The following is a 24,777-nucleotide window of genomic DNA, read 5'->3' as shown; positions in this document are numbered from 1 at the left end:
TGTGCGTATCCTCGTTCGCGTCATTCGCCGCCGTCGGCCGCAGCGTCGCCGCGCGCGGGAATCCGCAGGTTGCGCAGCTTGTGATAGAGCGTCTTCTTCGGCATGCCGAGTGCGACGCTTGCGTCCGCAACGTTGCCGTTGTGACGCCGCAGCATGTCCTCGATCAGCATCCGCTCGAAATACGCGAGCTGCTCCGCGAGCGTGCCGCCCGTCGCGGGTGCGCCGCCCGACGACAGCAGGCTGTCGCCGGTCAGGCCGAGCACGAAGCGGTCGGCCACGTTCTGCAGTTCGCGCACGTTGCCGGGCCATGCATGCGTCATCAGTTCGGACACCTGCGCAGCCGTGACGATGGGTGCCGGCTGTCCGAAGCGCCGCGCGGCCGCGAGCACGAAATGCTCGAACAGCAGCGGCACATCCTCGCGCCGCTCGCGCAGCGGCGGCAGCTCGATCTGCGCGACGTTGAGCCGATACAGCAAGTCGGCGCGGAAGCGTCCGTCGGCCGCGAGCTCGGCGAGATCGGCCTTCGACGCGGCGACGACACGGCAGTCGACCGGAATCAGCTCGTTCGCGCCGAGCCGCTCGACCACGCGCTCCTGCAGCACGCGCAGCATCTTGATCTGCAGCGGAATCGGCATCGTCTCGATCTCGTCGAGGAACAGCGTGCCGCCGTGCGCCCATTCGATCTTGCCGATGCGCTTCTTGATCGCGCCGGTGAATGCGCCGGCCTCATGGCCGAACAGCTCGCTCTCGAAGACCTGCTCGGGCAGGCCGCCGCAGTTCAGCGCGACGAAATGCGCATCGCGCCGTCCGCCGAAGTCGTGCAGGCTGCGCGCGATCAGTTCCTTGCCGGTGCCCGTCTCGCCGGTGATCAGCACCGACACCGACGTATCGGCGAGGCGCAGGATCTTCTTGCGCACGTCGGCCATCGCGGGCGACTTGCCGAGCACGAACGCCTCGATGCCCTGCCAGTTGTTGAGCGCCGCGCGCAGCCCCTGCACCTCGAGCGTGAGCCGGCGCTTTTCGACCGCGCGCGCGACGCGGCCGGCGATCACGTCCGACGAAAACGGCTTCTCGATGAAGTCGTACGCGCCGTCCTGCATCGCGCCGACGGCCGTCGAGATGTCGGCGTGGCCGCTGATCAGCACGACCGGGATCTGCGCATCGACGGTCATCACGCGCTCGAGCAGCTGCAGCCCGTCGATGCCCGGCATCCGCACGTCCGACACGATCACGATGGGCGCGCCGGGCGCGACGTGCGCGAGCGCGTCGGCGGCCGACGCGAACGCGTCGACCGGGAACCCGGCGAGCGCGACGGCCTGCTCGACGCCGATCCGGACGTTTTCATCGTCCTCGACGACCAGCACGCGAATCTCATCTTCCATGCTCTGTCCTTTGTTGCGGCGTCGCCGCCGCGAATTCGATGGTGAACTGCGCGCCGCCTGCGTCGCGGTTCGTCGCGGCGATCTTCGCGCCGAACGCCTCGACGATGCGGGACGTGATCGCGAGGCCGAGCCCGAGGCCCTGGCCGCGCGGCTTGGTGGTGACGAACGGCTCGAACAGGTGCGGCAGCACCTCGGGCGCGATGCCGGCGCCGCTGTCGGCGATGGTGAAGCGCACGCGACCGGCTTCGTCCGCATCGTCCGAATCGTCGGATTCGTCCGCCTTGGCGGCTTCGATGACGATGCGCCGCACGGGCGCGTCGTGCACCGCGTCGAGCGCGTTGCCGAGCAGGTTCACGATCACCTGCTGCAGCTGGCTCGATTCGGCGGACACCGTCGTGCCCGGCACGATGTTCACGTCGAGCTGCACGCTTTCGTCGCGGATCCGCGCATCGTAGATGAGCCGCGCATGCGCGACGGCCTCGTTCAGCGACACGGCGACGCGCTCGACGTCGGGCTTGCGCGCGAAGGTCTTCAGCTCGCCGGTGAGCACGGCCATGCTGTCGACGAGCTTGCCGATTCGTTCGAGATTGGCGTACGCCGGTGCCGGCTGGCCGCGCTCGAAGAACGTGCGCGCGTTGTCGCACAGCGTGCGGATCGCGACGAGCGGCTGGTTCAGCTCGTGCGTGAGGCCGGCCGCCATCTGCCCGAGCACCGCGAGCTTGCCCGCATGCACGACTTCCTGCTGCGAATCGCGCAGCCGCTGCTCGGTGCGTTCGCGTTCGACGATCTCGCGCTGCATCTGCTCGTTCGCGGCCGTCAGCGCAGCGGTGCGCTGCGCGACGGTCAGCTCGAGCCGGTCGTTCGCGCGGCGCAGCGCGTCCTGCGCGTTCAGCCGCGCGACGATCGCCCGGCGGCGCTGGATCGCGTAGCCGACCAGCAGTGCGGCGATCAGAAACGCGCCGGTGACGAACACGAACGCGGTCTGTTGCTGGCGCCGCGCGCCGGCGATGTCGAGCAGCACCATCAGCGAATCGCCAGCCTGCGGTGCGGGGCGCGACATCACGAGATAGCGCGTGTTGCGGCCGGTGTGACGCGGGTCGGGGAACGTGCCGAACCACGCGGCGGCGCTGCGGTCGCCGATGTGGCGGTACGGCAGCACGTCGACCGTGCGGCCCGCGTATTGCCGCGACGCCTGGATGTCGCGCTGCTGCTGCGCGGTGATCGGGCGCAGCGCGGTGAATTTCCACGCCGGCTCGGTCGAGATCACGACCACGCCGTTGCCGTCGACCACCATCGCCGCGACGCCCGGCGCGCGCCACGCGGATTCGAGCGGGTCGACGCTGATCTTCACGGCCGCCGCGCCGATCGGCACGCCGCCGTCGCGCACCGCGCTCGCGAAGTAGACGCCCGGCACGCCGGTATTGGTGCCGATCCCGAAGAAGCGGCCGCTGCCGTGCGCGAGGGCGTCCTTGAAGTACGGCCGGTATGACACGTTCGTGCCGACGAAGCTGATCGTCTCGTTCCAGTTGCTGGCGGCGATCACTTCTCCGCGCAGGTCGATCACGTCGACGGCGCCGCTGCCTGCGTCGCGGTTCACGGCCTCGAGATACGTGTTCACCGTGTGAGCGAGCGCGGTGCGGTCCTGCGGCGCGGCCTTCAGCAGCGCGCGCACGCCATCCTGTCGCGCGACCAGGCCGGGCAGGATCTCGAAACGGCCGAGCTCGCTCTTCAGGCTCGACGCATACAGGTCGAGCCGGTGCGCGCCGGTTTCCTCGAGCGCGTCGATCGCGCGTTCCCACGCGAAATCGACCGCCGCGCCCGCCACGCCGACATACAGCACGGCGGCCGACGCCCAGCCCCACCACGGGATTCCCTTGAAGCTCTTCTGCACGTTCGCCCTCATCGAAGCCCGCAACCGGCCGTCCGCAACCGGCCGTCCGCAACCAACCTTTCGCGACCGGCCCTCCGCAATCGCCCCGCTGGAACGACGCGCGCCGCGCGCCGGCAGAGCCGGCGGCGGCGCGTGCGAAGCAGCCTGCGCGACGGTGCGCGCGGCCGCGCATCATCCGAAGTGCGCGACCAGGATCAGCGTTACCGTGACGACGATCGCGCCGCCGATGCGCGTCGCGATCTGCGCGAACGGCATCAGCTGCATCCGGTTCGCGGCGGTCAGGATCGCGACGTCGCCGGTGCCGCCTTGCCCGCTGTGGCAGGCGTTCACGATTGCGGTGTCGATAGGGTACATCTTCAGCAGGCGGCCGACCACGAAACCGGTGCCCATCAGCGTCGCGACGGTCGACACGATCGTGACGACGTTGACGATCGTGAAGGCGGCGGTCAGCTTGTCCCACGGCGTCATGGCGACGCCGATCGCGAACAGCAGCGGATACGTGACGGCGGTCGAGAAGAACTTGTAGACGACGAATGCGCCTTCCTGCAGCGGCGGCGACACGGCGCGCGCGAGCTTCACCAGCACCGCGAGGAACAGCATCGCGACCGGCGCGGGCAGGCCGAACAGCTTGTGTGCCATCAGGCCGACGAGGTACAGCGTGATCGCCGTGATGCCGGCGCCCGCGATGTGCGTGACGTCGACGTGGCCGCGGATCTCTTCGTTTTCCGGCGTCATGTCGCCGTTTTCGCCGACCTGCAGGCGGCCGTTGCCGGTCAGGTGCGGCAGGCGCTTGCCGAGCATGTCGAGCGCGCCCGACAGGATGATCGCGGTCAGGCTGCCGAGCATCACCGGCGGCAGCACCATCGCGAACATCTCGCCTTGCGGCAGGTGCATCAGTTCCGAATAGCCGATCGACAGCGGAATCGCGCCTTCGCCGACGCCGCCCGCCATGATCGGCACGACGATGTACAGCAGCGTGTGGCGCGCGCCGAGGCCGAGCGCCGTGCCGACCGCCGTGCCGACGATCGCGGCCGCGACCGAGCCGGCGGCGAGCGGGATGAAGATCTTCACGAAGCCCTGGATCAGCACGCGCCGGTCCATGCTCAGGATGCTGCCGACGATGATCGACGCGATGAACAGGTACAGGAAGTTCGTCGACTTCGTGAACTCGACGGTGAGGTTCAGCACCGGCTTCGGCAGCACGTGGTAGTAGGTGAGCGCCGACGGCACGAAGGTCGCGAAGATCGCGGCCGCGCCGATGTTGCGCAGGAGCGGCAGGCGCTTGCCGAGTTCCGCGCATGTGAAGCCGAAGAACGCCAGCACGGCGATCGCCATCGAAATCTCGCCGGGCACCTTGCCCGTGACCGCGAAGCCGACGATCAGCCCGAACAGGATCACGTAGACCGGCAGCGGGATGATGCCGATGCGGATTTCCATCAGCTTCCACCAGCCTTCCGGCCAGAAGCGTTCGCGCGTGGCGGGACCGGCCTCGGAAATCGGCTCCGGACTGGATTGGGTATGGATAGATGTCTGCAAGACGTGTCTCCTGATGTTGGAATGCCAGCATGGCTTCGCGGCATCGTGTGCCGTCTATTACGCAACCCCCGTGCCAGAAATCCGGTCTGCCGGAATATTTTTAATTCTTTGATTCATAAGGGATTTGTTTCGTATGATGAAATGGCTTCAGCCCAGGCTGGCCGAGATTTCGGAATCCGCCCGGCGCGCAGGCCGAGATTTCGGCCGGGCGGCCGGGCGGCCGGCCCTGATCGCGTGCCATATCGCCGCGCGCGATTTTCTTCGCACAATCGCTTCGTAGACCGCCTTCCTGCCGCTCTCTATCATCGGCTGATCCTTTTCCGATGCGACGACGACTGTCCGGAGAACGCCCGCGCGTTCGCCGCGGCGTCGCTCATCCGTCGATACCGTCTTTGGACAGGAGAGTGGTCCCATGCTGCATGCCGTTTTTTCCGCCCCCTTTTCCGCCAGCCGTGTCGTAAGGCTCATCCGGCCGGCCCGGCTGCTGACGGCCGCGCTGCTCGCGGTGTTGCTCGGCGTCGCGCTGCCGGGCGGCGCGCGCGCCGACACCGCGCCGCTGAAGGTCGGCATCTCGACGAGCCCGCAGATCGAAGCGCTGAAGATCGCCGCGAAGGAGGCGAAGGCGCAGGGACTCGACGTGCGGATCGTCGAGTTCACCGACTGGAATACGCCCAACGCGGCGCTCGCGAACAAGGACATCGACGTCAACTACTTCCAGCACATCCCGTTCCTCGAGAACGCGAAGAAGCAGGGCGGCTACGACTTCGTGTCGATCGCACCGGGCACGATCATGAAGATCGGCCTCTATTCGAAGAAGGTGAAACGTTTCGCCGAGCTGAAGGACGGCGCGCGCGTCGCGATCGCGAACGATCCGGTGAACGGCGGGCGCGGGCTGTTGCTGCTGCAGCGCGCGGGCCTCATCACGCTGAAGCCGGGTGCCGACTACCGCGCGACGACGCACGACATCGTGTCCAACCCGAAGCACCTGAAGATCATCCCGCTCGAGGCGTCGCAGCTCGCGCGCTCGCTCGACGACGTCGACCTCGCGCAGGGCTACCCGAGCTTCATCAAGCTTGCCGGCACGGCCGACCCGAACAGCGCGCTGCTGTTCGACGGCACCGAGAACAAGAATTTCGCGATCCAGTGGGTCGTGCGGCCCGAGAGCGTGAACGATCCGCGCATCCGCCAGTTCATCGCGATCTACCAGCACTCGCCCGCGGTGCGCCGTGCGCTCGACAACGCGTTCGGCTCGCTGTACGCGATCGCGTGGTGACGGAGGCGACATGACGACGGCGAACCGCAAGAAGATCCTGCTCAACGCGTTCAACATGAATTGCGTCGGGCACATCAACCACGGTCTGTGGACGCATCCGCGCGACCGCTCCGCGCACTACACCGATCTCGACTACTGGGCCGATCTCGCGAAGACGCTCGAACGCGGCAAGTTCGACGGGATCTTTCTCGCGGACATCGTTGGCGTGTACGACGTGTTCGGCGGTGGCCCGGATGCCGCGCTGCGCGAATCGGTGCAGGTGCCCGTCAACGATCCGCTGCTGCTCGTGTCCGCGATGGCGCAGGTCACGCAACATCTCGGCTTCGGCGTGACCGCGAACCTGACCTACGAGCCGCCTTACCTGTTCGCGCGCCGGATGTCGACGCTCGACCACCTGACGAAGGGGCGCGTCGGCTGGAACATCGTGACCGGCTATCTCGACAGCGCCGCACGCGGAATGGGCCTCGCGCAGCAGATCGGTCACGACGACCGCTACGAACGCGCGGACGACTACATGGACGTCGTCTACAAGCTGTGGGAACGGAGCTGGGACGACGACGCGGTGATCCGCGACACGCAGGCGCGCGTGTTCGCGCAACCGGGCAAGGTGCGGCGCGTGAAGCACGACGGGCCGTTCTATTCGATCGATGCGATCCACCTGAGCGAACCGTCGCTGCAGCGCACGCCGGTGCTGTACCAGGCCGGTTCGTCCGCGCGCGGCGTCGAGTTCGCGGGGCGGCATGCGGAGTGCGTGTTCGTGAACGGGCAGAGCAAGGCTGCTGCGCGCGCGGCGGCGCTCGACATCCGCGCGGCCGCCGTGCGGCAGGGGCGCGATCCGGCGTCGATCAAGATCTTCGCGGGCGTGAGTGTCGTGACGGCGGAGACCGAGCGGCTCGCGCGCGAGAAGTTCGACGAATACCGGCGCTACGCGAGCCCCGAAGCCGGCCTCGCGCATTTCGCGAGCTCGACCGGCATCGACTTCGCGAAGTACGGCCTCGACGAACCGATCTCGTACGTGAAGACCGATTCGATCCAGTCGGCCGTCGACGCGATCTCGCGCAAGAGCACGACCGGCACGTGGACCGTGCGCCGGATGCTCGAACAGATGTCGCTCGGCGGCCGCTACGCGCCGATCGTCGGTTCGCCGTCGCAGGTCGCCGACGAACTGCAGTCGTGGATCGACGAGACGGGCATCGACGGCTTCAACCTGACGCGCACCGTGATGCCCGAGTCGTTCGAGGATTTCGTCGACTGGGTCGTGCCCGAGCTGCAGAACCGCGGCATCTACAAGGAAGACTACGATCCCGCGCCGACGCTGCGCGAGAAACTGTTCGGCGCCGGTGCACGGCTGCCGGCCTGGCATACGGGCGCGCAGCACCGGCTGCCCGCCGTGCCGGCAACGGAACCCGCGCATCCCGCGCATGCATGAACGTGACGGAGCGAAGCGATGACGCAACTGTTCGATACGCTGGGTTTCATCGAGACGTCCGCCGTGCGGGCTGGCGCCGGTGTCGGCGCAGAGGAGCATGAGTCGCATGACGTAGCGGCCGCGCCGGCCGACGGCGCCGCCGTGTCGCTCGCACACGTCGGCAAGGTATTCGCGACGCCGCGCGGCCAGGCCGCCGCGCTGCGCGACGTGACGCTCGACGTGCGGCGCGGCGAAGTGTTCGGAATCATCGGTCGCAGCGGCGCCGGCAAGTCGACGCTGCTGCGGCTCGTCAACGGCCTCGAGCGCCCGAGTTCGGGCAGCGTGCGCGTGCAGGGTATCGACGTCGGCACGCTCGACGAGGACGGGCTCGTCGCGCTGCGCCGCCGCACCGGGATGGTGTTTCAGCATTTCAACCTGCTGTCGGCGAAGACGGTGTTCGAGAACGTCGCGCTGCCGCTGAAGATCGCCGGCGTGCCGAAGGCCGAGCGCACGCGCAGGGTCGATGCGCTGCTCGATCTCGTCGGGCTCGCCGCGAAGCGCGATGCGTATCCGGCGAGCCTGTCGGGCGGCCAGAAGCAGCGCGTCGGCATCGCGCGGGCGCTGGTGCACGATCCGGAGGTGCTGCTGTGCGACGAGGCGACGTCGGCGCTCGATCCCGAGACGACCCAGTCGATCCTCGCACTGCTCGCCGACATCAACCGCCGCCTCGGGCTGACGATCGTGCTGATCACGCACGAGATGGAAGTGATCCGCGCGGTATGCGACACGGTCGCGGTGATCGAACAGGGCGAGGTCGTCGAAACGGGCCCGGTGTGGCGCGTGTTCGGCGATCCGCGCCACGGCGCGACGCGCGCGCTGTTCAGCACGCTCGTGCACGACCTGCCGGCCGAACTGGCCGCGCGCGTGCAGCCGTTGCCCGAAGAGGCCGCGCTGCCGGACGGTGCACAGGTCGTGCTCGACATCCGCTATACGGGCGAAAGCGGCGGCGAGCCGGACGTCGGCGCGCTCGCGGCGGCGCTCGGCGGCTCGGTGCGCTTCCTGCACGGCGGCATCGAGCGGATTCAGGGGCATGCGCAGGGGCGGCTCGTGATTGCTGCCGCGCCGCGCGCGGATGAACCCGGGCAGGCGCCGGCACGCGGCGGCGCGGTCGCCGCGTTGCTCGAACGCGCGCGCCGCCATGCGAATCGCGCGGAGGTGCTCGGCTATGTTTGAGCTCTGGTGGCCCGAACTGCTCGACGCGATCCGCGACACGCTGTCGATGGTCGCCGCGTCGGCCGCGGTTGCTGCGCTGATCGGCATCCCGCTCGCGGTGATCCTTGTGACGACCGCGCCCGGCGGCATCTACGCGCGGCGCGGCGTGAACGCCGTGCTCGGCGCGCTCGTCAACGTGTTCCGCTCGACCCCGTTCATCATCTTGCTCGTCGCGCTGCTGCCGTTCACACGCGTGCTGATCGGCACGACGATCGGCGTGTGGGCGGCCGTCGTGCCGCTGTCGATCGCCGCGATCCCGTTCTTCGCGCGGATTGCCGAAGTGAGCCTGCGCGAAGTCGATCGCGGGCTGATCGAGGCCGCGCTCGCGATGGGCGCGAAACGCCGCCATATCGTATGGCACGTGCTGCTGCCGGAGGCGCTGCCCGGCATGCTTGGCGGCTTCACGATCACCGTCGTCGCGCTGATCGGCTCGACCGCGATGGCGGGCGCCGTCGGTGCGGGCGGGCTCGGCGATCTCGCGATCCGCTACGGCTACCAGCGCTTCGACACCACCGTGATGGCAACCGTGATCGTGATCCTGATCGCACTCGTATCGGCCGTGCAGATCACGGGCGACCGCCTGGTCCGACGCGTGACCCGGCGTACCTGAGCGGTGCCACGAGCGCCGGCTCCCTTCCTTCAAGACCCTGAGAGAACGATACCCATGACCTTGCCTATCGGCGCACCGCGCGACTGGAACGGACAATTCGAGGAAGCGCTGTTTCTGGACGTGGCGCGACGCCATCGTCCCGGCTTTCCGGCCAAGCTCGCGACGCCGCCGCGCGAACCGCGCGGCGAAGACGAACTGGCCGCCGTCGCCGACTACTACACGAAGATGGCGTCGCACGACCTGTTCATCGTGCAGGTCGTCGCGAAGGCGATCGACACGCTGTTCCGCGACGATCCGCATTTCCAGCTGATCCTGTCGCGCCAGCTCGGCGACGACGGCACGCATGCGGCGATCGGCCGCGAGCGCGTGACCGAACTGACGGGACGCGATCCGCTGCCGGAGGTCGAGCGGCTCGTTGGCGCGCACTGGGCACGCATCGGCGACATCGCGGTGCGCGACGTCGCGGGCTTCCTCGCGTTCGAATGGCATTACGAGCTGCACATCCTCGCGAAGCTGTGGATTCAGCGCAAGACCGGCCGCATCGCCGACGGTGCGATGCGCGAGCACGGCGAAAACCGGATCCGTCCGGACGAGGAGTGGCATCGCGTGCAGATCGTCCGGTGGTGGTTCGACACGTTGAAGGCGTTGCCGACCGCCGAGCGTGACGCGCTGATCGACCGCGTGATCGCGGCCGACGAGGAAACGCAGATACGGCTCGACGGCTACTTGCATGACGAATACGCGCATACCGCGCACGTGTTCGGTGCGGATATCGACGAATACCGCGCGATCTACGACGACTGGCGGCGCGAGATCCTGTCGCGGCTGACCGGCCGCAGGCTCCCTGCGCTGGTGCCGCTGTCCGGCGAAGTCGTTGCGCACGCAACTATTGCGCAGGAAGCCGTCGCATGAACGATCCCCGCGGCCCGGCGACGTTTGCGCCGGATCCCGATGCACGTGCGATCGACGCCGATGCACTGACGCATGCGCTCGACGCGCTGCGCGCGACGGCGGCCGCGCGCGACCGCGCGGGCGGTCACGCGGCCGACGCGAAGCAGCGGCTCGCCGATGCGGGCCTGCTGACGCTCGCGGTGCCGCGCGAATTCGGCGGACAGGAAGCCGCATGGCCGGCGATCTACGACACGATCCGGCGGATCGCGCGCGTCGACAGCGCGCTTGCGCATCTGGTCGGGTTTCAGGTCCTGCAGGTCGTGAGCGTCGACGTATGGGGCAGCGCGGCGCAGCGCGAACGCTATCTGCGCGGCACGGTCGAGCATCGCTGGTGGTGGGGCAATGCGGTCAATCCGCTCGACACGCGGCTGGTGGCGACCGCGACGCCGGACGGCGGCTATCGACTCGACGGCGTGAAGGGCTTCTGCTCGGGCACGCGTGGTTCGCAGCGGATGACCGTGTCCGCGCACGATCCGGAAACGGGGCGCGCCGTGTTCGGCGTGGTGCCGACCGATCGCGACGGAATGACGGTCGACGAGGACTGGGATCCGATCGGCCAGCGCCAGACCGACAGCGGCAGCGTGCGCTTCGACGGCGTGACGCTCGCGCCGGACGATGTACTGCACCGGTCGGAGACGCCGCCGACGCCGCGCGCGACGCTGCGCACGCTGGTGTCGCAGCTCGTGCTGACGAACCTGTTCGTCGGGCTTGCGGAGGGCGCGCTGGCCGAGGCGCGCGACTACGTGCTGAAGCACGGCCGGCCGTGGATCCACTCGGGTGTCGCGCGAGCGAGCGACGATCCGTACACGCTGCAGCGCTTCGGCGACATGCGCGTGCAGGCGGTCGCGGCGGCATCGCTGGCCGACCGCGCGGCCGTCGAGTTGCAGCGCGCATGGACGCGGCGCGAAGCGTTGACGGCCGGCGAACGGGCCGAGGTGGCGCTCGCCGTGTCGGACGCGAAGATCGTCGCGCAGCGCGCGGCGCTCGCCAACGGCGAGGCGCTGTTCGATGCGTGCGGCGCCCGCGCGACGGCTGCATCGCTCGGCCTCGATCGCTTCTGGCGGAATGCACGCACGCATACGCTGCACGATCCGCTCGACTATCGGCTGCGCGACGTCGGCCGGTTTGCGCTGACCGGGGAGTTGCCGCCGGCGTCGCTCTATACGTGACGGTGGCCCAGGACGATCATCCAATCGTCACGCCATCGGCGCCGCCGCGCCGGTGGCCGGCTTTCCGCGTCAGGAGGCTGCTCCCTGACGCGTCGCCGCTGCGGGTGGATTACCTGCGGTAGCCGACACCGGCAGCGAAGGCGACCATGGATGCGCTGCTCGCCACCGGCCGGTCGGCACGATGGCCGGTGGGGGCCCGAGCGCCGGAAGCATCGGTTCTTCGTTCGCCGTGCGTTACTGCGCTGGCAACGCGTCCGCCAGTGCCCGCATCGCGTCCGCCGTCTCCGGATTCGCCGGGAAAAACGCCTCGATCGCGAGCTCCGACAGCGTGACGTCGACCGGCGTGCCGAACACCGTCGTCGTGCTGAAGAACGTCAGCTCGCCGGCCGCTGTGCGCAGCCGCAGCGGCACCGCGATGTCCGCATAGTCGGTGCGTGCAAGCGTGTCGTCGGGCTGCCCGGCCGGCGCTGGATACGCGGCGAGTTCGTCGCGCAATGCGTGCAGCGTGCGGTCGCCGCTCGCGTCGATCTGCCGTTGCAGCCGATGCAGGATGTGCGCGCGCCATTCGTGCCAGTTGACGATCTGCGACGCGAGGCCGTCCGGATGCAGGCTCAGGCGCAGCACGTTGACGGGTGGCTGCAGCAGCGCCGGATCGGCCTGCGCGACCAGTGCGCCGAGCATCCGGTTCGCGGCGAGCAGCGTCCAGTGGCGATCCACGGCGAGCGCCGGGTAGGGCTCGTGGCCGCGCAGCACGGCCTCGACCGCGTGGCGCGCCGCATCGAGCTGCGGATCGGAGAACGGCCGCTCGCGAAACAGCGGCGCATAGCCGGCCGCGACGAGCAGCGCATTGCGCTCGCGCAGCGGCACGTCGAGGCGCTCCGCGAGATGCAGCACCATGTCGCGGCTCGGCTGTGCGCGGCCCGATTCGACGAAGCTCAGGTGCCGCGCGGACACCTCCGCTTCCAGCGCAAGCGCCATCTGGCTCAGGCGCCGGCGTTGACGCCAGGTGCGCAGCAGCGGGCCGATGCCGGCCGCGCGGCCGGCGGACGGGGGGAGCGAATGGAGGGCGGCGGTCGAGTTCATGGTCACGATGATAGGCAATCCCGCGCGCGCCGGGCATTACCTGCGAGGTAAGCATTCCGCACCGGCGCGCGTCGCCGAATCCGCCGGCCGCCCCCCGAGGCGTCCTTCCACCCCCGCATTTCGTTCACGGACGCTCTCCGGCGCTGCGTTACCATAGCCTCCGTGCCATCTGAGAGGCGGCGCCGGACCCGCGGCCACGAAGCCCCGGGCCGGACGCCGCGCACATTCACGACAAGGCAATCCAGGGGAATCCAACAATGAAAAGACTCGCCGTCCGACTCGCCTGCGTGGCGATGCTCGCACTCGTCGCGACCAGCGGCCATGCGCAAACCGAAGCCGCACAGGTCGAAATGAGGGCCGCCGCCGCGGCCGCCAACAAGGCCGTCGTGAACGGGCCGACCGATATCGACGTGAAGCACGAAGCCGTGCTGAAGCTGAAGGAAGGCGAATCGTTCGTACCGGCGGCCGAAGCCGGCCGCTACCTGCGCTCGATGGGCAACTCGATCGACGAGTCGAAGCTGGTCGGCCTCGTGCTGCCCGAGGATCCGGACGCCGACTGGATTTCGGTCGTGTCGTTCGAGCCGAGCGGCTACATCCGCGACGACGACGCGAAGGACTGGAAACCCGACGAATTGCTGAAGAGCCTGCAGGCCGGCACCGAGGAAGGCAACCCGGCGCGCAAGGAACGCGGCCTGCCCGAAACCGAGGTGGTCGGCTGGGCGAAGGCGCCTGCGTACGACGCCGCGACACACCGGCTCGTGTGGTCCGCGATCATCCGCGACAAGGGCGCGGCCGCGAACGCGGAGAGCGACGGCGTGAACTACCGGACGCTCGTGCTCGGCCGCGACGGCTACCTGTCGCTGACGATGGCGTCGACGCTCGCCGATCTGCCGAAGTACAAGGCCTCGGCCGATGACCTGCTCGCGAACATCCGCTTCAACGACGGCAAGCGCTACGCCGATTTCAACAAGTCGACCGACCACGTCGCCGAGTACGGCCTCGCGGCGCTGATCGTCGGCGTCGGCGCGAAGAAGCTCGGCCTGCTCGCGGTGATCGGCGCGTTCGCCGTGAAGTTCTTCAAGATCGGCGCGGTCGCGCTGCTCGCAGCCGGCGCGGGGCTGAAGCGCTTCTTCGGGCGCAAACCGAAGGCAGCCGCGGTACCGGTCGTCGCCGATGCGTCCGGCGCGCCGGAGACGGAGCGCAAGGAATGACGAAGCTGCTGCTACTGATCTTCGGCGGCCTGAAGCTCGGCAAGGTGCTCGTGTCGGCGGGCACCATGCTCGCGTCGATCGCGGTCTACGCGCTGTTCTACGGCTGGCGCTTCGCGGCCGGCTTCGTCGCGCTGCTGTTCGTGCACGAAGCCGGCCACTACCTGGCCGCGCAGCGGCGCGGGCTCGACGTCGGGCTGCCGACGTTCATCCCGTTCGTCGGCGCATGGATCCAGCTGAAGGAGATGCCGCACGACGCGGAAACCGAGGCATACGTCGGGCTGGCCGGGCCGTTCGTCGGCACGCTCGGCGCGCTGGCCTGCTACGCGGCCGCGCGGCACTACGACAGCAACCTGCTGCTCGCGCTGTCTTATACGGGCTTCTTCCTGAACCTGTTCAACATGATTCCGCTGTCGCCATTCGACGGCGGGCGCATCACCGCGGTGCTGTCGCCGCGCATCTGGTTCGCCGGCGTGCCCGTGCTGATCGCGCTGTTCGTCTACCGTCCGAGCCCGCTGCTGATCGTGATGGCGATTCTCGCGCTGCCGCAGCTGAAACGCGCGTGGCGCTACGATCCCGCCGCGCCGGAGAACCGCGTGTACTACGCGACGTCGGTCGAGACGAAGACGACCTACGCGCTCTGCTACGTCGGCCTGCTCGCGTTTCTCGCGCTGATGACGTCCGGCGTGCACGACATGCTGCGTGTCGCGCATTCCGCGGCCTGATGTAAAAACGGCGGCGCGCTTGCGCGCCGCCGCCGTCGTCTTCCTTCCATTCCCGCCGATGCTCAGGCGTCGCGATGACGCAGCTCGACGCGCTTGATGTCCTTCACGATTACGAGATAGCTGAACACGGTGACGAGCGCGTTCAGCCCGACGAACACGAGCGCGCCGTTGAACGAGCCGCTCGTGCCGACCAGGTAGCCGATCGCGATCGGCGCGACGATGCCGGCCGTGTTGCCGAACATGTTGAACAGGCTGCCCGACAGGCCGATCGCTTCCTTCGGCGCGGTGTCCGCGACGACGGCCCAGCCGAGCGAGCCGATGCCCTTGCCGAAGAACGACACGGCCATCAGCACGATCACCAGCACTTCGCTGTCGACGTAGTTGCAGCCGATGATGACCATCGACAGCAGCATCCCGCCGACGATCGGGATCTTGCGTGCGAGCGTCAGCGACACGCCGCGACGGATCAGCGTGTCCGACAGCATCCCGCCGAGCACGCCGCCGAGGAAGCCGCAGATCGCCGGCAGCGACGTCATGAAGCCGGCCTTCAGCAGCGACATCCCGCGTGCCTGCACGAGGTAGATCGGGAACCACGTGAGAAAGAAGTACGTGAGCACGTTCACGCAGTACTGGCCGAGATAGACGCCGAGCAGCATCCGGTTCGACAGCAACTGGCGCACGTAGTACCAGCCCGCGACGCGGCTGCCCTCGGATGCCGTGCCGGTGCCGCGCGCCGCGGCCGGCCGGCTCGTCGTGCGCACGAGGCCGCCGCCCTGCTCGATATGCTCGAGTTCCGCGCGGTTCACGCCGGGATGGTCGGCCGGGTCCTTCATCACGCGCAGCCACAGGAACGCGAGCGCGATGCCGGCGAGGCCGAGCCACAGGTACACGTGGTGCCAGCCGTACGCATGCGTGAGCCAAGCCATCAGCGGCGAGAACACCACCGCCGCGAAATACTGCGCGGCGTTGAAGATCGCCGACGCCGTGCCGCGCTCGGCAGTCGGGAACCAGCTCGCGACGACCTTCGCGTTCGCGGGAAACGCCGGTGCTTCGGCGATGCCGACCGCGAAGCGCATCACGAACAGCGCAGTCACCGCGAACGCGGCGCTGCCGCCGAGGCCGATCGTGCTTTGCAGCAGCGTGAACGCCGACCACAGAAAGATGCTCGTCGCATACACGCGGCGCGCGCCGAACCGGTCGAGCAGCCAGCCGCTCGGCAACTGCGCGAGCACGTACGCCCAGCTGAACGCCGAGAAGATGTAGCCCATCGTCACCGGATCGATGCCGAAGGCCTTGCGGATCGGCGTGCCGGTGATCGATAGCGTCGCGCGGTCCGCATAGTTGAGCGTCGTGACGACGAACAGCATCGCCAGGATCCAGTAGCGCACGGCGGTGCGGCGCGCGCTGCCGGCGAGATCGATCGGAAGATCGCGGGGAGGGAGGGGATTGTTCACTTTAAATGTACGTCGTCGTATGACATGGCGGGAAGTTTATTGACAATGCCCGAATTCAGAAACTTCGGGTTTTCCCTTTGCAGATCGTCGTCACAGTGTGGGAAAGTCATGCTGCGCTGGCCGGACAAGGCTTTCGCGTGTATCGTCGGCGCCTTCGCAGGCGGCGAGAATGATGCAATGCTGTCGGCAGACATCGTATCTGTTGAGATACAATGGACGAACCATTCCCGAAGAACCACGGAGCACATACCCCATGCAACTGACTGGAGAAATGCTGATCGGCGCTGAAGCGGTGGCCGGCTCGGCCGGTACCTTGCGCGCGTTCGACCCGACGAAGGGCGCGCCGATCGATGCGCCGGCATTCGGCGTCGCGACGCAGGCCGACGTCGAGCGCGCGTGCGAACTCGCGCGCGACGCCTTCGACGCGTACCGCGCGCAGCCGCTCGCGGCCCGCGCGGCGTTTCTCGAGGCGATCGCCGACGAAATCGTCGCGCTCGGCGACGCGCTGATCGAACGCGCGCACGCCGAAACGGGCCTGCCCGTCGCGCGGCTGCAGGGCGAGCGCGGCCGCACCGTCGGCCAGCTTCGCTTGTTCGCGCGCGTCGTGCGCGACGGGCGCTTCCTCGCCGCGTCGATCGATCCCGCGCAGCCCGCGCGCACGCCGCTGCCGCGCGCGGATCTGCGGTTGCAGAAGGTCGGGCTCGGGCCCGTCGTCGTGTTCGGTGCGAGCAACTTCCCGCTCGCGTTCTCGGTGGCCGGCGGCGATACCGCGTCGGCACTGGCGGCCGGCTGCCCGGTGATCGTGAAGGCTCACGAGGCGCACCTCGGCACGTCCGAGCTGGTCGGTCGCGCGATTCGCGCGGCGGTGGCCAAATGCGGGATGCCGGCCGGCGTGTTCTCGCTGCTGGTCGGCCCCGGCCGCGTGATCGGCGCGGCGCTCGTCAGCCATCCGGCGATCCAGGCCGTCGGCTTCACCGGGTCGCGGCAGGGCGGCATGGCGCTCGTGCAGCTCGCGAACGCGCGCCCGCAGCCGATTCCCGTCTATGCGGAAATGAGCAGCATCAACCCGGTCGTGCTGTTCCCGGCCGCGCTGGCCGCGCGCGGCGACGCGATCGCGACCGGCTTCGTCGATTCGCTCACGCTCGGCGTCGGCCAGTTCTGTACGAACCCGGGCCTCGTGCTGGCGATCGACGGCCCCGACCTCGACCGCTTCGAGTCGGTCGCCGCGCAGGCGCTCGCGAAGAAGCCGGCCGGCGTGATGCTGACGCGCGGCATCGCCGACGCGTATCGCAACGGTCGCGGCAAGCTGGCCGAACTGCCGGGCGTGCGTGAAATCGGCGCGGGCGAGGCGGCGCAGACCGAATGCCAGGCAGGCGGCGCGCTGTACGAAGTCGCCGCACAGGCGTTCCTGGCCGAACCGGCGTTCAGCCACGAGGTGTTCGGGCCGGCATCGCTGATCGTGCGCTGCCGCGATCTCGACGAAGTCGCGCGCGTGCTCGACGCGGTGGAAGGCCAGTTGACGGCCACGCTGCAGATGGACGCCGACGACAAGCCGCTCGCGCGCCGCCTGCTGCCGATCCTCGAACGCAAGGCCGGGCGTCTGCTCGTCAACGGCTACCCGACCGGCGTCGAGGTGTGCGACGCGATGGTGCACGGCGGGCCGTTCCCGGCGACGTCGAACCCGGCCGTCACGTCGGTCGGCGCGACCGCGATCGAGCGTTTCCTGCGGCCCGTGTGCTACCAGGACTTCCCGGACGACCTGCTGCCCGAAGGGTTGCAGGAAAGCAACCCGCTCGAGATTCCGCGGCTGCGGGACGGGAAGGCGGAGTGAGGATGCGGCGGCTCGGTGCACAAGCCCGGCCGCTTGCTGAATGAATGAAAGCGGAGGTGGCCGGCTGGCTGCCTCCGCTTTTTTCGTGACGGCTTCCGCGTCGCCGGAATTTCTCCTACAGTAGCGAAGCCTCGGGCCGCCCGGCCCGCAGGCGAGCCTGAGAGACCGGTAAAAAGACCAACAAGGAGCCATCCGATGAACATCAGCAAGCGCGGCGATCACCTGTTCGCCGCCGGATTGTGGAAGGCGATCGGCGACGTCGCGCATGCCGTGCGCAGCCGGATCGGCCAGTACAGCGAAGGCCGCGTGCTCGCGAATGCGCTGCTGGAATTCCAGCGCGACCTGGGCGGCAGCGAATTCGACGTGACCATCAACCAGGGGCGGCCCGTCACGGGCTCCGACGCGCATTCGCTCATGTTCGGCCTCGCCGTGCGGCGCTTCAGGCAGGACATGGAAGCGCTGGTGTTCGCGCTCGAGCATCGCCGCAGCATTGACGAGCGCGACCAGAACCTGCGCACGGAAGCGCTGATGCAGGCCAACAGCCAGCTCCTGACCGCGAAGCAGTCCGCGACGATCACGGTCGGCCGGTTCTTCGATGCGGTCGTCGACCGCGACGTGCTGGGACAGATTCTGGGCGGCGAGTCGAACGCCCGCACGCGTGCGGGTGCGCAGGGACAGATCGAGGCGACCCGGATCAAGCTCGGCAACGTGCGTCACCGGATCATCGGCGTCATCGCGCAGATGTGAATGGCGTGCTGCGCGGCGGGGCGTGTCGCGCGGCTGTCGTCACAAACGACTGCGGCCGGCAAAAGCCGGCCGCGACGCAAAACAGGCAACCAGGCCGGCGCGCGGCGCCGCAGAGCGCACCACGTCGGCCGCACCCGCTTACTGCGGGCCCATCTTCTTGATCAGCACGTCCAGCTCGGCCACTTCGGCGTCGGTCAGGTCGACGAGCGGTGCGCGCACCGGGCCCGCATCGTGGCCGACGAGCTTCGCGCCCGCCTTCACGATGCTGACCGCGTAGCCCGCGCGACGGTTGCGGATCTTCAGGTACGGCAGGAAGAACTCGTCGATCAGGCGGCCGACCGTTGCGTGGTCGTCCTTGGCGATCGCTTCGTAGAATTCCATCGCCGTCTTCGGGATGAAGTTGAACACGGCCGACGAGTACACCGGCACGCCGAGCGCCTTGTACGCGGCTGCATAGACTTCGGCCGTCGGCAGGCCGCCGAGGTACGCGAAGCGGTCGCCGAGGCGGCGGCGGATCGTGACCATGCTCTCGATTTCGCCGACGCCGTCCTTGAAGCCGATCAGGTTCGGGCAACGATCGGCGAGGCGCTCGAGCATGTCGGCGTTCAGCTTCGAATTCGCACGGTTGTACACCACGACGCCGATCTTCAGCGCGCGGCACACCTGCTCGACGTGCTCGGCGATGCCTTCCTGGCTGGCTTCGGTCAGGTAGTGCGGCATCAGCAGCACGCCGCTCGCGCCGAGGCGCTCGGCTTCCTGCGCATATTCGATCGCGACGCGCGTCGCGCCGCCGGCGCCGGCCAGGATCGGCACCTTGCCCTTGCAGGTTTCCGTCGCGACGCGGATCACGTCCGAATACTCACGCTGCGTGAGCGAGAAGAATTCGCCGGTGCCACCGGCCGCGAACAGCGCGGTCGCGCCGTACGGCGCCAGCCATTCCAGACGCTCGGCATAGGTCGTCGGGCGGAAGCTGCCGTCAGCGTCGAAATCCGTCAGCGGAAACGACAGCAGGCCGTGGGAGATGATCTGTTTGAGTTCTTGCGGTGAAGTCATGGTTGGGTCGTCCGTCTAGCGCGAGTGCTGGGTTCGTCGGGCACGGCATCCGAGTCATATTGGCGATGTCGTTGTATGTCATCGTACAACGCAAGCAAGGGCGGCGCAAGCGGTTTGCTGGCTGGCAAAGGGTAGGGTCTTTCCGGATAAGGGTTTACGCAGCATCACGGATGGGTGTTCAATGTCGTATGATGACTAACGATTTGACGGTAGCCCTCCCAGGAATTCCGATGACTGCTTCCCCTCTCTATATTCGCGTGCATCCGGACGACAATGTCGCGATCGTCGTCAACGACGGCGGCCTGCCCGAAGGCGCGACGTTCGCCGACGGCCTGACGTTGCGCGAAGGCGTGCCGCAAGGTCACAAGGTCGCGCTGACCGACCTCGCGGCCGGCGACCCGATCGTCCGCTACAACGTCGTGATCGGCTACGCGCTCACGGAGCTGCGCCGCGGCAGCTGGGTCAACGAGCGCACGATGCGCATGCCCGAGCCGCCGGGGCTCGACGACCTGCCGCTCGCCACGCGTGCCGCGCCGCCGCTGGCGCCCCTCGAAGACTATACGTTCGAGGGTTTCCGCAATCCCGACGGCTCGGTCGGCACGCGCAACATCCTCGCGATCACGACGACCGTGCAGTGCGTGTCCGGCGTCGTCGAGCATGCGGTGAAGCGGATCAAGGAAGAACTGCTGCCGCGTTATCCGAACGTCGACGACGTGGTCGGGCTCGAGCATACGTATGGCTGCGGCGTCGCGATCGATGCGCCCGATGCCGACATCCCGATCCGAACGCTGCGCAACATCAGCCTGAACCCGAACTTCGGCGGCGAGGTGATGACGGTGAGCCTCGGCTGCGAGAAGCTGCAGCCCGAGCGCCTGCTGCCGCCCGGCGCGATTCCGGTGGCGGCCGACGGCGCGACGGACAACGGCGGTGTCGTGTGCCTGCAGGACGCCGCGCACGTCGGCTTCAACTCGATGATCGACTCGATCATGACGATGGCCGAATCGCACCTCGAGCGGCTGAATCGCCGCCGTCGCGAGACCTGCCCGGCGTCGGATCTCGTCGTCGGCGTGCAGTGCGGCGGCAGCGACGCGTTCTCGGGGCTCACCGCGAACCCGGCGGTCGGCTTCGCGGCCGACCTGCTCGTGCGCGCGGGCGCGACGATCATGTTCTCGGAAGTGACCGAAGTGCGCGACGGCGTCGCGCAGCTCACGTCGCGCGCCGCGAACGAGGACGTCGCCCGCGAGATCATCCGCGAGATGGACTGGTACGACCGCTATCTGCAGCGCGGCCGCGTCGATCGCAGCGCGAACACGACGCCCGGCAACAAGAAGGGCGGCCTGTCGAACATCGTCGAGAAGGCGATGGGCTCGATCGTGAAGTCGGGCAGCGCGCCGATCGCCGGCGTCGTGCGTCCCGGCGATCGCGCGCGGCAGAAGGGGCTGCTGTACGCGGCGACGCCCGCGAGCGACTTCATCTGCGGCACGCTGCAACTCGCGGCGGGGATGAACCTGCATATTTTCACGACGGGCCGCGGCACGCCGTACGGTCTCGCGCAGGTGCCGGTGATCAAGGTCGCGACGCGCAGCGATCTGGCGCGCCGCTGGCACGACCTGATGGATCTCGACGCGGGGCAGATCGCGACCGGCGCGGCCTCGATCGAGGACGTGGGCTGGGAGCTGTTCCGGCTGATGCTCGACGTCGCGAGCGGCAAGCGCCGCACGTGGGCCGAGCAATGGAAGCTCGCGAATGCGCTGGTGCTGTTCAATCCGGCGCCGGTGACCTGAAGCGCGGTTGCCGTGGCAGACGATGCGGGCGCCTTCGGGCGCCCGTTTTCATTTTCATTGCGACGAAGCAAACGTCGGCTGCATGTCCAATCCACGATGAGGAAAACCATGCTTCATCGCAGGTCGCGCGCGGAGCGCGGAGCGGCCCTCACGCTCGAAGCGGCCGGCGCGATTTCCTTACCCCGCACGTAATCGACCGCCCGCGCGAGGCCGGCGACGATGACTGCACGCGAATACGCAACACGCCACGTTCGCGCCATCGTCCCCTCATCGACACAAGGAGCCTGGCCATGAACACCGCCCAATCCGCGTCGTCCGTTCACACCGATCTGATCGACCGCTACTTCGACGCATGGAACGAACCCGACGTCGCGCGGCGCCGCGCGCTGATCGATGCGACCTACGCGAGCGACGCGGCCTATCGCGATCCACTGATGACCGGCGACGGCCACGCGGGCATCGACGCGATGATCGCAGCCGTGCAGGAGCGCTTCCCCGCGTTCCGCTTCCGCCGCACGACCGACGTCGACGCATTCGGCCAGCACCTGCGCTTCTCGTGGGCGCTCGTGTCGTCCGACGGTGCGGCGGTCGTGAAGGGTTCGGACTTCGGCATCGTCGACGCGTCGGGCCGCCTCGCATCGGTCACGGGTTTCATCGACGAAATGCCGGTCGCGGCGTCGTGATGCATGCACAAAGGCCACCGGGATCGGGTAACGTTATGCGGTTCGTTCCTGATCCCGGAGACTAGCCGACATGCTGAAGAATCTCGACCCGTTGCTGCACGCCGACATCCTGCACGCGCTGCGCGCGATGGGTCACGGTGATGAAATCGCCATCTGCGACGCGAATTTCCCGGCGGAATCCGTCGCGGAGCACACGGTGGTCGGCCGCGCATTGCGGATCGACGGCGCCGATTCGGCGCGCGTCGTGCGGGCGGTGCTGTCCGTGCTGCCGCTCGACTCGTTCGTCGACACGCCCGCGTGGCGGATGGAAGTCGTCGGCGACGCGGCCGCGGTGCCGCCCGTGCAGCGCGAGGTGCAGACCGAGATCGACCGTGCGGAAGGGCGCGCGGTGCCGCTCGCGGGCATCGAACGGTTCGCGTTCTACGAGCGCGCGCAGCAGACGTACGCGGTGATCGTCACCGGCGAGCTGCGCGGCTACGGCTGCTTCATCTTCAAGAAAGGCGTGTTGTTGAGCGACGCGGGCTAAACGCCTTTCCCGTCCCGCCGCCTTCGGGCCGCGCGGCGGCCGCCGTGTAAAGATTTGCTACAACCTTTTTCTTGGACGCGGCCGAAACTCTGTCTATGCTGGCCCATTTGCTGCGGGCCCCCGCAGGGCCGCGCGGCGCCGAATCGCACGGGCGCACTCCGTGCGGACGGCCGAATTGCATACGAGGAGAGAGGCATGACGCGTTCCGTCGATTCCGGCGTCATTTTTTTCGCACGCCTGGCGCTGGCGGCGTTGTTCTTGTGGGGTGGCGTGATGAAGCTGCTCGGCTACAGCGATTTCATCGGCTATCTGCACGGGCTGAACGTGCCCTATCCGCAGGTGATGGGGCCGGTCGTCGTCACGATCGAAGCGCTCGGCGGCCTGCTGCTGATCGTCGGCTACAAGGTGAGGCCGCTCGCGTTGCTGATGGCGTTCTATACGATCGCGACTGCAATGATCGGACACAATTTCTGGGACGCGACGGATGCCGCGATCCAGCATGACATGGTGATCCACTTCTGGAAGAACGTCGCGATCGCCGGCGGTTTCCTGCTGCTGTACGTCACGGGCGCCGGTGGTGCGAGCATCGATGCGCTGCGCCGCCCGAGTTCGTCGTACGGCGCGCTGCGCTGAACCGAGCCGGATCAAACCGAACCGGGCAACGCGCGTACGTCGTTGCGCTGAAGCAAGACAAAAGGGCCGAATCCCGCACGCCGCGGGATTCGGCCCTTCGTTCATCCAGCCGGCGCGTGCGCGCCGACGTTCAGTGTGCGTCCTTCAGGTCCTTCGCATCCTTCGAGAACTGCACGGCGATCGCGCCGAGCACGCAGATCGCCGCGACGTACGCGACCGGTGCGAGCGGATTCGACTTCATCATCAGCGACACGATCACCGGCGTGAGGCCGCCGAAGATCGCATACGCGACGTTGTACGAGAACGAGATGCCCGAGAAGCGCACGACGGCCGGGAAGCTCCTGACCATCACGAACGGCACCGCGCCGATCGTGCCGACCGTGAAGCCGGCGATCCCGTAGTACAGCGGCAGCGTCGACGCGTCGGCCGCGACCTGCACGAACAGCAGGTAGTAGCACGCGGCCAGCACGAGGCCGCCGATGCCGAGCACGCGCTTCGCGCCGATCCAGCCCGCGAGCGAGCCGGCGGTGATGCAGCCGGCCGTCAGGCACAGCGTCGCGATGCTGTTCGCGAACAGCGTGGTCGCGGGCGTCAGGTGGAACTGCTTCTGCAGCAGCGCGGGCGTCATCAGGATCACGACGACGATCGCCGCCGACAGCATCCACGTGAGCAGCATCGACACGATCACCGCGCGGCCGTGGTCGCGCAGCACGGCCTTCAGCGGAATCTCTGCCGCCAGCGCCTTCTTCGCCTTCATCTCGGCGAACACCGGCGTCTCGTGCAGCCAGCGGCGCAGATACACGGAGAACAGGCCGAACACGCCGCCGAGCAGGAACGGAATGCGCCACGCGAACGCGATGACCTCGGCGCCCGAGTAACGGCTGTTGATGCCCGCCGCGACCAGCGAGCCGAGCAGGATGCCGGCCGTGAGGCCCGCGGTCAGCGTGCCGCACGCATAGCCGATGTGGCGCGACGGCACGTGCTCGGACACGAACACCCATGCGCCCGGCACTTCGCCGCCGACCGCCGCGCCCTGCAGCACGCGGAACAGCAGCAGCAACACCGGCGCGAGGATGCCGATCGAGTCGAAGGTCGGCAGCAGGCCCATCAGCAGCGTCGGCACCGACATCATCAGCACGCTCAGCGTGAACATCCGCTTGCGGCCGAACAGGTCGCCGAAGTGCGCCATGATCACGCCGCCGAGCGGGCGCGCGAGATAGCCGGCCGCGAAGATGCCGAACGTCTGTAGCTGGCGCAGCCAGTCGGGAATGTCGTGCGGGAAGAACAGTTGCCCGATTGCGGGCGCGAAGAACACGAAGATGATGAAGTCGTAGAACTCGAGGGCGCCGCCGAGTGCGGCAAGGCCGAGGGTTTTGTAGTCGCTGCGCGTGAGTGCGCGTTCGGCGGCGCGAGGCACGCCGCTCAATTCGGAAGCTTGCATGGTCAGGACGATCGGTTTTCGAATGTTGTTGTCGGTGCTGCGTCTCCAGAGCCCGCTATCGGCATGGACTGGCAAGGCGCGGCCTGCGTCGTCGAGCGTGTGCCGAGCGCCGGATAG

General features: G+C 68.3%; 22 protein-coding genes. 14 read left to right on the top strand and 8 right to left on the bottom strand.

Annotated features, from left to right (window positions below; genetic code table 11):
* Positions 1-20: 20 nt before the first annotated feature.
* From AC1Z3W_RS00215 to AC1Z3W_RS00205, 3 genes are all read right to left on the bottom strand, one after another.
* Complete coding sequence (locus tag AC1Z3W_RS00215) at positions 21-1,382, bottom strand: sigma-54-dependent transcriptional regulator (protein ID WP_124832699.1); 1,362 nt, start codon at positions 1,380-1,382, stop codon at positions 21-23.
* Entirely contained in the window at positions 1,372-3,285 is a 1,914-nt protein-coding gene (locus tag AC1Z3W_RS00210) for a sensor histidine kinase (protein WP_124832700.1), read from the bottom strand. The genes AC1Z3W_RS00215 and AC1Z3W_RS00210 overlap by 11 nt, the downstream gene beginning before the upstream one ends.
* Positions 3,286-3,444: 159 nt before the next feature.
* Complete coding sequence (locus AC1Z3W_RS00205) at positions 3,445-4,809, bottom strand: 2-hydroxycarboxylate transporter family protein (RefSeq protein ID WP_057925683.1); 1,365 nt, start codon at positions 4,807-4,809, stop codon at positions 3,445-3,447.
* A gap of 412 nt (positions 4,810-5,221) precedes the next feature.
* Here AC1Z3W_RS00205 and AC1Z3W_RS00200 point away from each other — a divergent pair, with 412 nt between their 5' ends.
* The 6 genes from AC1Z3W_RS00200 to AC1Z3W_RS00175 are packed head-to-tail and all read left to right on the top strand — an operon-like array spanning position 5,222 to position 11,492.
* The gene (locus AC1Z3W_RS00200) at positions 5,222-6,082 is read left to right on the top strand and encodes a MetQ/NlpA family ABC transporter substrate-binding protein (protein WP_057925684.1); all 861 of its coding nucleotides are present in this window, start codon (positions 5,222-5,224) and stop codon (positions 6,080-6,082) included.
* A gap of 10 nt (positions 6,083-6,092) precedes the next feature.
* Complete coding sequence (locus tag AC1Z3W_RS00195) at positions 6,093-7,511, top strand: LLM class flavin-dependent oxidoreductase (RefSeq protein ID WP_483506591.1); 1,419 nt, start codon at positions 6,093-6,095, stop codon at positions 7,509-7,511.
* Between the two features lie 18 nt (positions 7,512-7,529).
* Positions 7,530-8,723 (top strand): methionine ABC transporter ATP-binding protein, encoded by a 1,194-nt coding sequence (locus AC1Z3W_RS00190; RefSeq protein ID WP_483506589.1) that lies wholly within the window; start codon positions 7,530-7,532, stop codon positions 8,721-8,723.
* Positions 8,716-9,372 carry a methionine ABC transporter permease gene (locus AC1Z3W_RS00185; RefSeq protein ID WP_057925687.1) on the top strand — a complete coding sequence of 219 codons (657 nt, stop codon included), beginning with the start codon at positions 8,716-8,718 and terminating at the stop codon, positions 9,370-9,372. The genes AC1Z3W_RS00190 and AC1Z3W_RS00185 overlap by 8 nt, the downstream gene beginning before the upstream one ends.
* Before the next feature lie 54 nt (positions 9,373-9,426).
* The gene (locus AC1Z3W_RS00180) at positions 9,427-10,284 is read left to right on the top strand and encodes a hypothetical protein (protein ID WP_483506588.1); all 858 of its coding nucleotides are present in this window, start codon (positions 9,427-9,429) and stop codon (positions 10,282-10,284) included.
* Positions 10,281-11,492 (top strand): acyl-CoA dehydrogenase family protein, encoded by a 1,212-nt coding sequence (locus tag AC1Z3W_RS00175; RefSeq protein WP_057925689.1) that lies wholly within the window; start codon positions 10,281-10,283, stop codon positions 11,490-11,492. Before AC1Z3W_RS00180 ends, AC1Z3W_RS00175 begins: the two co-directional genes overlap by 4 nt.
* Positions 11,493-11,726: 234 nt before the next feature.
* On the opposite strand, the gene AC1Z3W_RS00170 is transcribed toward AC1Z3W_RS00175, so the two are convergent.
* A complete protein-coding gene (locus AC1Z3W_RS00170; RefSeq protein ID WP_057925690.1) occupies positions 11,727-12,575 on the bottom strand; it encodes a helix-turn-helix domain-containing protein in 849 nt (282 codons plus the stop codon).
* 257 nt (positions 12,576-12,832) lie between these two features.
* On the opposite strand from AC1Z3W_RS00170, the gene AC1Z3W_RS00165 reads away from it, so the two are divergent.
* Positions 12,833-13,786 carry a DUF2167 domain-containing protein gene (locus AC1Z3W_RS00165; RefSeq protein ID WP_175826369.1) on the top strand — a complete coding sequence of 318 codons (954 nt, stop codon included), beginning with the start codon at positions 12,833-12,835 and terminating at the stop codon, positions 13,784-13,786.
* Positions 13,783-14,508, top strand: a complete 726-nt coding sequence (locus AC1Z3W_RS00160; protein ID WP_057925692.1) for a site-2 protease family protein — start codon at positions 13,783-13,785, stop codon at positions 14,506-14,508. The genes AC1Z3W_RS00165 and AC1Z3W_RS00160 overlap by 4 nt, the downstream gene beginning before the upstream one ends.
* Before the next feature lie 62 nt (positions 14,509-14,570).
* On the opposite strand, the gene AC1Z3W_RS00155 is transcribed toward AC1Z3W_RS00160, so the two are convergent.
* Together AC1Z3W_RS00155 and AC1Z3W_RS00150 are read right to left on the bottom strand one after the other, a co-directional pair.
* Positions 14,571-15,962 carry an MFS transporter gene (locus tag AC1Z3W_RS00155; RefSeq protein WP_124832705.1) on the bottom strand — a complete coding sequence of 464 codons (1,392 nt, stop codon included), beginning with the start codon at positions 15,960-15,962 and terminating at the stop codon, positions 14,571-14,573.
* Positions 15,959-16,156: a hypothetical protein gene (locus AC1Z3W_RS00150; RefSeq protein WP_483506586.1), complete on the bottom strand. Its 198-nt coding sequence runs from the start codon at positions 16,154-16,156 to the stop codon at positions 15,959-15,961. Before AC1Z3W_RS00150 ends, AC1Z3W_RS00155 begins: the two co-directional genes overlap by 4 nt.
* Before the next feature lie 59 nt (positions 16,157-16,215).
* Between AC1Z3W_RS00150 and AC1Z3W_RS00145 the strand changes: the two genes are divergently transcribed.
* Entirely contained in the window at positions 16,216-17,793 is a 1,578-nt protein-coding gene (locus tag AC1Z3W_RS00145; protein ID WP_175826368.1) for an aldehyde dehydrogenase (NADP(+)), read from the top strand.
* A gap of 195 nt (positions 17,794-17,988) precedes the next feature.
* Entirely contained in the window at positions 17,989-18,540 is a 552-nt protein-coding gene (locus AC1Z3W_RS00140) for a hypothetical protein (protein WP_057925695.1), read from the top strand.
* Positions 18,541-18,678: 138 nt separating this feature from the next.
* Here the strand turns inward: AC1Z3W_RS00140 and kdgD are convergent, their stop codons facing one another.
* Entirely contained in the window at positions 18,679-19,593 is a 915-nt protein-coding gene (kdgD, locus tag AC1Z3W_RS00135; protein WP_057925696.1) for a 5-dehydro-4-deoxyglucarate dehydratase, read from the bottom strand.
* 230 nt (positions 19,594-19,823) lie between these two features.
* Here kdgD and garD point away from each other — a divergent pair, with 230 nt between their 5' ends.
* The 4 genes from garD (at position 19,824) to AC1Z3W_RS00115 (ending at position 23,219) form a co-directional block, all read left to right on the top strand.
* Positions 19,824-21,377 (top strand): galactarate dehydratase, encoded by a 1,554-nt coding sequence (gene garD / locus AC1Z3W_RS00130; RefSeq protein WP_483506585.1) that lies wholly within the window; start codon positions 19,824-19,826, stop codon positions 21,375-21,377.
* Between the two features lie 290 nt (positions 21,378-21,667).
* Complete coding sequence (locus AC1Z3W_RS00125) at positions 21,668-22,060, top strand: nuclear transport factor 2 family protein (protein ID WP_175826367.1); 393 nt, start codon at positions 21,668-21,670, stop codon at positions 22,058-22,060.
* Between the two features lie 70 nt (positions 22,061-22,130).
* Positions 22,131-22,586 carry an RbsD/FucU domain-containing protein gene (locus AC1Z3W_RS00120; RefSeq protein WP_175826366.1) on the top strand — a complete coding sequence of 152 codons (456 nt, stop codon included), beginning with the start codon at positions 22,131-22,133 and terminating at the stop codon, positions 22,584-22,586.
* A 195-nt stretch (positions 22,587-22,781) separates the two neighbouring features.
* Positions 22,782-23,219: a DoxX family protein gene (locus AC1Z3W_RS00115; protein WP_057925700.1), complete on the top strand. Its 438-nt coding sequence runs from the start codon at positions 22,782-22,784 to the stop codon at positions 23,217-23,219.
* A 130-nt stretch (positions 23,220-23,349) separates the two neighbouring features.
* Here the strand turns inward: AC1Z3W_RS00115 and AC1Z3W_RS00110 are convergent, their stop codons facing one another.
* On the bottom strand, positions 23,350-24,660 hold the full coding sequence (locus AC1Z3W_RS00110; protein WP_057925701.1) for an MFS transporter: 1,311 nt from the start codon (positions 24,658-24,660) through the stop codon (positions 23,350-23,352).
* Between the last annotated feature and the right edge of the window lie 117 nt (positions 24,661-24,777).

Source organism: Burkholderia sp. 10_S31, from assembly GCF_056930375.1.
Note: the sequence above shows the minus strand (reverse complement) of the source record. Positions and strands in the feature narration are given on the sequence as shown.

Bases quoted from the DNA above. Each gene is read 5' to 3' on its own strand.
- AC1Z3W_RS00215 (WP_124832699.1), bottom strand. From the start codon at position 1,382: ATGGAAGATGAGATTCGCGTGCTGGTCGTCGAGGACGATGAAAACGTC.
- AC1Z3W_RS00210 (WP_124832700.1), bottom strand. From the start codon at position 3,285: ATGAGGGCGAACGTGCAGAAGAGCTTCAAGGGAATCCCGTGGTGGGGC.
- AC1Z3W_RS00200 (WP_057925684.1), top strand. From the start codon at position 5,222: ATGCTGCATGCCGTTTTTTCCGCCCCCTTTTCCGCCAGCCGTGTCGTA.
- AC1Z3W_RS00195 (WP_483506591.1), top strand. From the start codon at position 6,093: ATGACGACGGCGAACCGCAAGAAGATCCTGCTCAACGCGTTCAACATG.
- AC1Z3W_RS00190 (WP_483506589.1), top strand. From the start codon at position 7,530: ATGACGCAACTGTTCGATACGCTGGGTTTCATCGAGACGTCCGCCGTG.
- AC1Z3W_RS00185 (WP_057925687.1), top strand. From the start codon at position 8,716: ATGTTTGAGCTCTGGTGGCCCGAACTGCTCGACGCGATCCGCGACACG.
- AC1Z3W_RS00180 (WP_483506588.1), top strand. From the start codon at position 9,427: ATGACCTTGCCTATCGGCGCACCGCGCGACTGGAACGGACAATTCGAG.
- AC1Z3W_RS00175 (WP_057925689.1), top strand. From the start codon at position 10,281: ATGAACGATCCCCGCGGCCCGGCGACGTTTGCGCCGGATCCCGATGCA.
- AC1Z3W_RS00170 (WP_057925690.1), bottom strand. From the start codon at position 12,575: ATGAACTCGACCGCCGCCCTCCATTCGCTCCCCCCGTCCGCCGGCCGC.
- AC1Z3W_RS00165 (WP_175826369.1), top strand. From the start codon at position 12,833: ATGAAAAGACTCGCCGTCCGACTCGCCTGCGTGGCGATGCTCGCACTC.
- AC1Z3W_RS00160 (WP_057925692.1), top strand. From the start codon at position 13,783: ATGACGAAGCTGCTGCTACTGATCTTCGGCGGCCTGAAGCTCGGCAAG.
- AC1Z3W_RS00150 (WP_483506586.1), bottom strand. From the start codon at position 16,156: ATGTCTGCCGACAGCATTGCATCATTCTCGCCGCCTGCGAAGGCGCCG.
- AC1Z3W_RS00145 (WP_175826368.1), top strand. From the start codon at position 16,216: ATGCAACTGACTGGAGAAATGCTGATCGGCGCTGAAGCGGTGGCCGGC.
- AC1Z3W_RS00140 (WP_057925695.1), top strand. From the start codon at position 17,989: ATGAACATCAGCAAGCGCGGCGATCACCTGTTCGCCGCCGGATTGTGG.
- kdgD (WP_057925696.1), bottom strand. From the start codon at position 19,593: ATGACTTCACCGCAAGAACTCAAACAGATCATCTCCCACGGCCTGCTG.
- garD (WP_483506585.1), top strand. From the start codon at position 19,824: ATGACTGCTTCCCCTCTCTATATTCGCGTGCATCCGGACGACAATGTC.
- AC1Z3W_RS00125 (WP_175826367.1), top strand. From the start codon at position 21,668: ATGAACACCGCCCAATCCGCGTCGTCCGTTCACACCGATCTGATCGAC.
- AC1Z3W_RS00120 (WP_175826366.1), top strand. From the start codon at position 22,131: ATGCTGAAGAATCTCGACCCGTTGCTGCACGCCGACATCCTGCACGCG.
- AC1Z3W_RS00115 (WP_057925700.1), top strand. From the start codon at position 22,782: ATGACGCGTTCCGTCGATTCCGGCGTCATTTTTTTCGCACGCCTGGCG.
- AC1Z3W_RS00110 (WP_057925701.1), bottom strand. From the start codon at position 24,660: ATGCAAGCTTCCGAATTGAGCGGCGTGCCTCGCGCCGCCGAACGCGCA.